Source organism: Hyalangium sp., from assembly GCF_035629615.1.
Lineage (GTDB): Bacteria > Myxococcota > Myxococcia > Myxococcales > Myxococcaceae > Hyalangium.
The window spans coordinates 1-3,944 of the sequence record NZ_DASPHO010000810.1 but is presented as its reverse complement, the minus strand read 5'-3'; the positions used below and the strand labels follow the sequence as shown (position 1 = coordinate 3,944).

Below are 3,944 nucleotides of genomic sequence, written 5' to 3'. Positions count from 1 at the left end.
CGTTCTCGCGCTTCGCCTGCTTCCGGTCGCGCCGCTGCGCCTTCACGAACTGCGTCTTCGCGTGTTGATCCTGGTGCAGCACGCGGCCTGCGGCGGTCAGAAGCGCGATTCGATCCGGCGCTGGCAGCCTTGCCAGCAGGGAGCGGTCTTCAACCATCGCCTCGAGGAAGACCGTACACCGGCGCACCTCGTCCAGCGACAAGGTGGTCGGCGGCGCTGCGTCCGGTGGCATCGGGGCTCTCTCGGTGTTCTTCATCCCTCCGGTGCATACCTGCGTGAGTGGCGCGAGGAAAGGGCCTCAAGCGCCTATCAGGCAGGTTGCCGCGGGGGCTGCCTGGCAGCACGGGGACTGAGGGGGCGCACACAGCGTGTCCTGGAGCACGCGAAGTGCCCGCTCAGAGGGCCCCGCCGGACCGGAGGTTGATCCCGGGGACTTGAAAGTCATCTGCCCTCTTGGGTGGAGCGCGTCGCTCGTTCCAGCTAGCATCTTCACGCGCTCGAATGAGTGGGGGGCCTCACATGAAGATCATCAACCACCGGCTGTGCACGGACGATGGAACACCCTATCCCTTCGTGGAGAGCCCCAACCACGGGGCGAAGCTCACCGCGGAGTTCCTGGTGATGCACTTCACCGCAGCCAGCAGCGCAAAGTCGGCGATCGACTGGCTGAAGAACCCGGCAGCGCAGGCTTCGGCCCACCTCGTCATCGGGCGGGATGGGAACATCACCCAGCTCGTGCCCTTTGACACGGTGGCTTGGCATGCAGGCAAGAGCTTCTGGGACGGGCGCCAGGGGCTGAACGGCTTCTCGCTTGGCATTGAGCTGGACAACGCGGGAAAGCTCACCCGGCAGGGCACGAAGTGGGTCACCTGGTTCGGGAAGCAGATCCCGGACGAGGAGGTGATGGAGGCGACCCACAAGAACGAGACCACGCCCGCCGGGTGGCACACCTATACCGAGGAGCAGATCCAGGCGTCGCTGGAGGTGAGCCTCCTGCTCGTCCGGACGTACCAGCTGAAGGACTTCATTGGCCACGATGACGTCGCCCCGGGGAGGAAGACCGATCCGGGGCCGGCCTTCCCGATGGCGAACTTCCGGGGCCGGCTGATGGGGCGCGCGGAGGAGCAGCCCGTGGTCCATGAGGTGACGGCCACGCTGAACGTGCGCAGCGGCCCTGGGACGAGCAATCCGACGCTCCCAGGAAGCCCGCTGCCACCCGGGACGAAGGTGGAGATCCTCTCCAAGCAGGGCGAGTGGCGGAGGGTGGATGTGCTGCATCCGGTGAACGGGCAGATGGACATCCAGGGCTGGGTGCACCAGCGCTACCTCAAGCGGATCGGCTGAGCCGGCCCCCGCAGTACCGAGCTCCGGCGCGGCGGCTACTGCGCTGTCTGCTGGAAGCGGACCCGCCAGCGCTGCACCGTCTCGGAGTCCTCGGGCGCCTCCATGGCCCTGAGCTGCTGGAGCGCCTCGCTGGCGATCTCCCGGCAGTCGCGCAGCTGGCCCAGCGCGTGGAAGGCCTCCCAGCAGAAGTCATCCACGAGCAGGGAAATAACCGGGATGCGCGCGACATCCGGGCGCTGGCGGAGCGTCTTGGCGAGGTTGAGCACTCCCTGGGGGTTGCTCTTCTCCCGCATCCAGTAGAGGCCGAGCTGCACGGTCTTGTGGAACGGGCCGGCGGCCTCGCCCTTGACGCACAGGTCGAGCGTCCGGCCCATGGCGGTGACCATGTTCTCCAGCTTGCCCAGCCGTCCGTGGGCATCGGTCTGCGTGTACATGTAGTCGATGAAGGCAGTCAGGTCCTCGGTCTGCAGTCCCTTGGGAGGGTCGCGCAGGGCCTCGAGCGCCTCCGCGGGGCGCCCGAGCGCCATCAGGCTCTTGGCCTTGCAGGTCTGCGTGAGGAGGGAGAGCTCCTTCAGATCCATGCTGTTGCCCAGGCTGGGCGCGACCTCGACCAGCACACCGTCGAAGGCTGGGACGGCCTGGGCATGGTGCCCGGCCTGCTGGAGCTCGATGGCTTGCCCGAACCGGGCCTTGAGCCGGGGCGGTAGCCGCTGGAAGAGGGGCATCTCTGAACCCTCCATCGGCGCGTCCTCCTCTTCCGCTGGCTCCGCGGGCGGTGGCGCGCTCTCACCGATCTTCCACGCCTGGGTGCCCGCATCCGTCAGGTCAATCTTCAGGTTGACGTGGCGCGTCTGGCCGCTCTCCACGGCGAGGGCCCGCGGCATCGGCCAGGTCGAGAAGCGCTGGGAGGGATCCACCTCCATGTGCGTCCCGTCGATGACGACAGGCATCAGCGCGGTGAAGAGCTGGTAGTGGCCCGCGGGGAGCTTCAGCTCGAACTCGAGCGACTGCGGAGGGCAGGTGACGAGGCGCTTCTTCTCGCGAAGCTTCTCGGGGGGCTCTCCTTTGAAGGGGGGAGGAGCCCCCTCATCGACGGGGAAGGCCTCCACGAGGACGAGGTAGTCCACGCTGGCACGTCGGTTGAGCAGGGTCACCCGCCCCTTGAGTTCGCCCGTGCCACCCAGGAGCTTCTTCAGAAGGCTCATGGGGAACAGAGTCTATCTCTTCCGTGCCCCTAGCAACATCCTCCATTGAGGGCGGGCTCAGCCCTTCAGCCGCAGCAGGTAGGCCTCCAGGAACACGACGGAGAGATCCAGATCTCCCTCGGGGGTCCGCACGTAGCCGCGGCCCATGTACATGCGCGCCACGCCTTGGACGCCCCGGCGCACATGCAACCCGATGGCATCCACTTCCCACTGGCGCGCGAGGGACTCCGCGGCGTCCAGCAGCGGTCGTGACAGGCCCGTGCCGTGGTAGCGGACTCCCGTGGCCAGGTGGCGCAGGTCCGCGGTGTTCGGCGTCCACGCCTCCGAGCCTGGCGCTCCTGGCGGGAAGAGGGCGACGGTGCCCGCCACCTCGCCGTCCACCTCCGCCACCAACACCGTGGAGATGGCGCGCTTGTTCGCCACATCCCGCAGGGCGCGCTTGCGATCCTCGGTGTAGACCACCTCGGGCATCTTCTTCGCGTACTGGGTGATGTACGCATCCACGAGCAGCTCGCCGATGGCCGCATCGTCCTCAGGCCGTGCCTCTCGAAGGAGGGCTCGCTCCACCACGCTCCTGTCACTCATGGGCCGCCCTCTATCACAGCTCACCTGCCCCTCAGCAGCCGAAGGCCTGGGCGGAGAGGCAGCGGGGAGATCGCCTCTCAGCCCCGATCCCGGCGGACGGGGACCTTCTTGCCCCGAAGGGTGGCCTGGCGCAGCGCGGTGATGATGCGTTCGGCGGCGGGCTCGGGCACCTCCACCAGCGAGAAGGCATCCGCGATCTGGATGGCCCCGATCTGCGAGGCCTCCAGGCCCGCCTCGCCAGCGATGGCGCCCACCAGATCCGCGGGGCGCATGCCCGCGTTCCTGCCGGCCCCGATGTAGAGCCGCGTGATGTCCCAGTCCGGGCGCTCCGCTCGGCGTTTTGGGCCCCGCTCCTCACGCGCAGCCCCCCCACCCGGCGCCGTGCCCTTCCCGGGGCGCCCGGGCGGCCCACTCCCCTCAGGCCGCTCGAAGCGGGGACGTTTCTCAGTCGGCGGGGCAACGGCGGGGATCTCCTCCCCCTCCCCCGTACGCGCCTCGTCGCGGCTCTCCTGGATGAACTTCACCGCCGCAGCGGCCACGTCCATCACGTCGAACTCGGCCGCCAGTCCCTCCACCACGCTCCGGAAGGGATCGAGCCCGCCCGCCACCAGCACCTCTCGCAGGGAGGCTCGGGTGAGTTCCAGGTGCCGGGCGCGCAAGTCCGCCACGGTGGGCACAGCCGCCACCTCGATGCGCTGGCCCGTGAGCTTCTCCAGGTTCCGCAGCAGCCGGTGCTCCTTGGGCTCCACGAGTGTAATGGCCACGCCCTCGCGTCCGGCCCGGCCCGTGCGCCCGATGCGGTGCACGTAC

4 protein-coding genes and 1 pseudogene are annotated in these 3,944 nt (G+C 68.7%); 1 reads left to right on the top strand and 4 read right to left on the bottom strand.

What is annotated here, in order from left to right; translation table 11 throughout:
- A pseudogene (locus VD972_RS40695) lies at positions 1-256 on the bottom strand (oxidoreductase); the annotation flags it as partial.
- A gap of 263 nt (positions 257-519) precedes the next feature.
- On the opposite strand from VD972_RS40695, the gene VD972_RS40690 reads away from it, so the two are divergent.
- Entirely contained in the window at positions 520-1,344 is an 825-nt protein-coding gene (locus tag VD972_RS40690; protein ID WP_324994616.1) for an N-acetylmuramoyl-L-alanine amidase, read from the top strand.
- A gap of 35 nt (positions 1,345-1,379) precedes the next feature.
- Here the strand turns inward: VD972_RS40690 and VD972_RS40685 are convergent, their stop codons facing one another.
- From VD972_RS40685 to VD972_RS40675, 3 genes are all read right to left on the bottom strand, one after another.
- Complete coding sequence (locus VD972_RS40685; RefSeq protein WP_324994614.1) at positions 1,380-2,549, bottom strand: hypothetical protein; 1,170 nt, start codon at positions 2,547-2,549, stop codon at positions 1,380-1,382.
- 57 nt (positions 2,550-2,606) lie between these two features.
- Positions 2,607-3,134, bottom strand: a complete 528-nt coding sequence (locus tag VD972_RS40680) for a GNAT family N-acetyltransferase (protein ID WP_324994612.1) — start codon at positions 3,132-3,134, stop codon at positions 2,607-2,609.
- Between the two features lie 77 nt (positions 3,135-3,211).
- Positions 3,212-3,944 (bottom strand): DbpA RNA binding domain-containing protein (locus tag VD972_RS40675; RefSeq protein WP_324994610.1); only part of this gene is annotated, 733 nt, incomplete at its 5' end.

Bases quoted from the DNA above. Each gene is read 5' to 3' on its own strand.
- VD972_RS40680 (WP_324994612.1), bottom strand. From the start codon at position 3,134: ATGAGTGACAGGAGCGTGGTGGAGCGAGCCCTCCTTCGAGAGGCACGG.
- VD972_RS40690 (WP_324994616.1), top strand. From the start codon at position 520: ATGAAGATCATCAACCACCGGCTGTGCACGGACGATGGAACACCCTAT.
- VD972_RS40685 (WP_324994614.1), bottom strand. From the start codon at position 2,549: ATGAGCCTTCTGAAGAAGCTCCTGGGTGGCACGGGCGAACTCAAGGGG.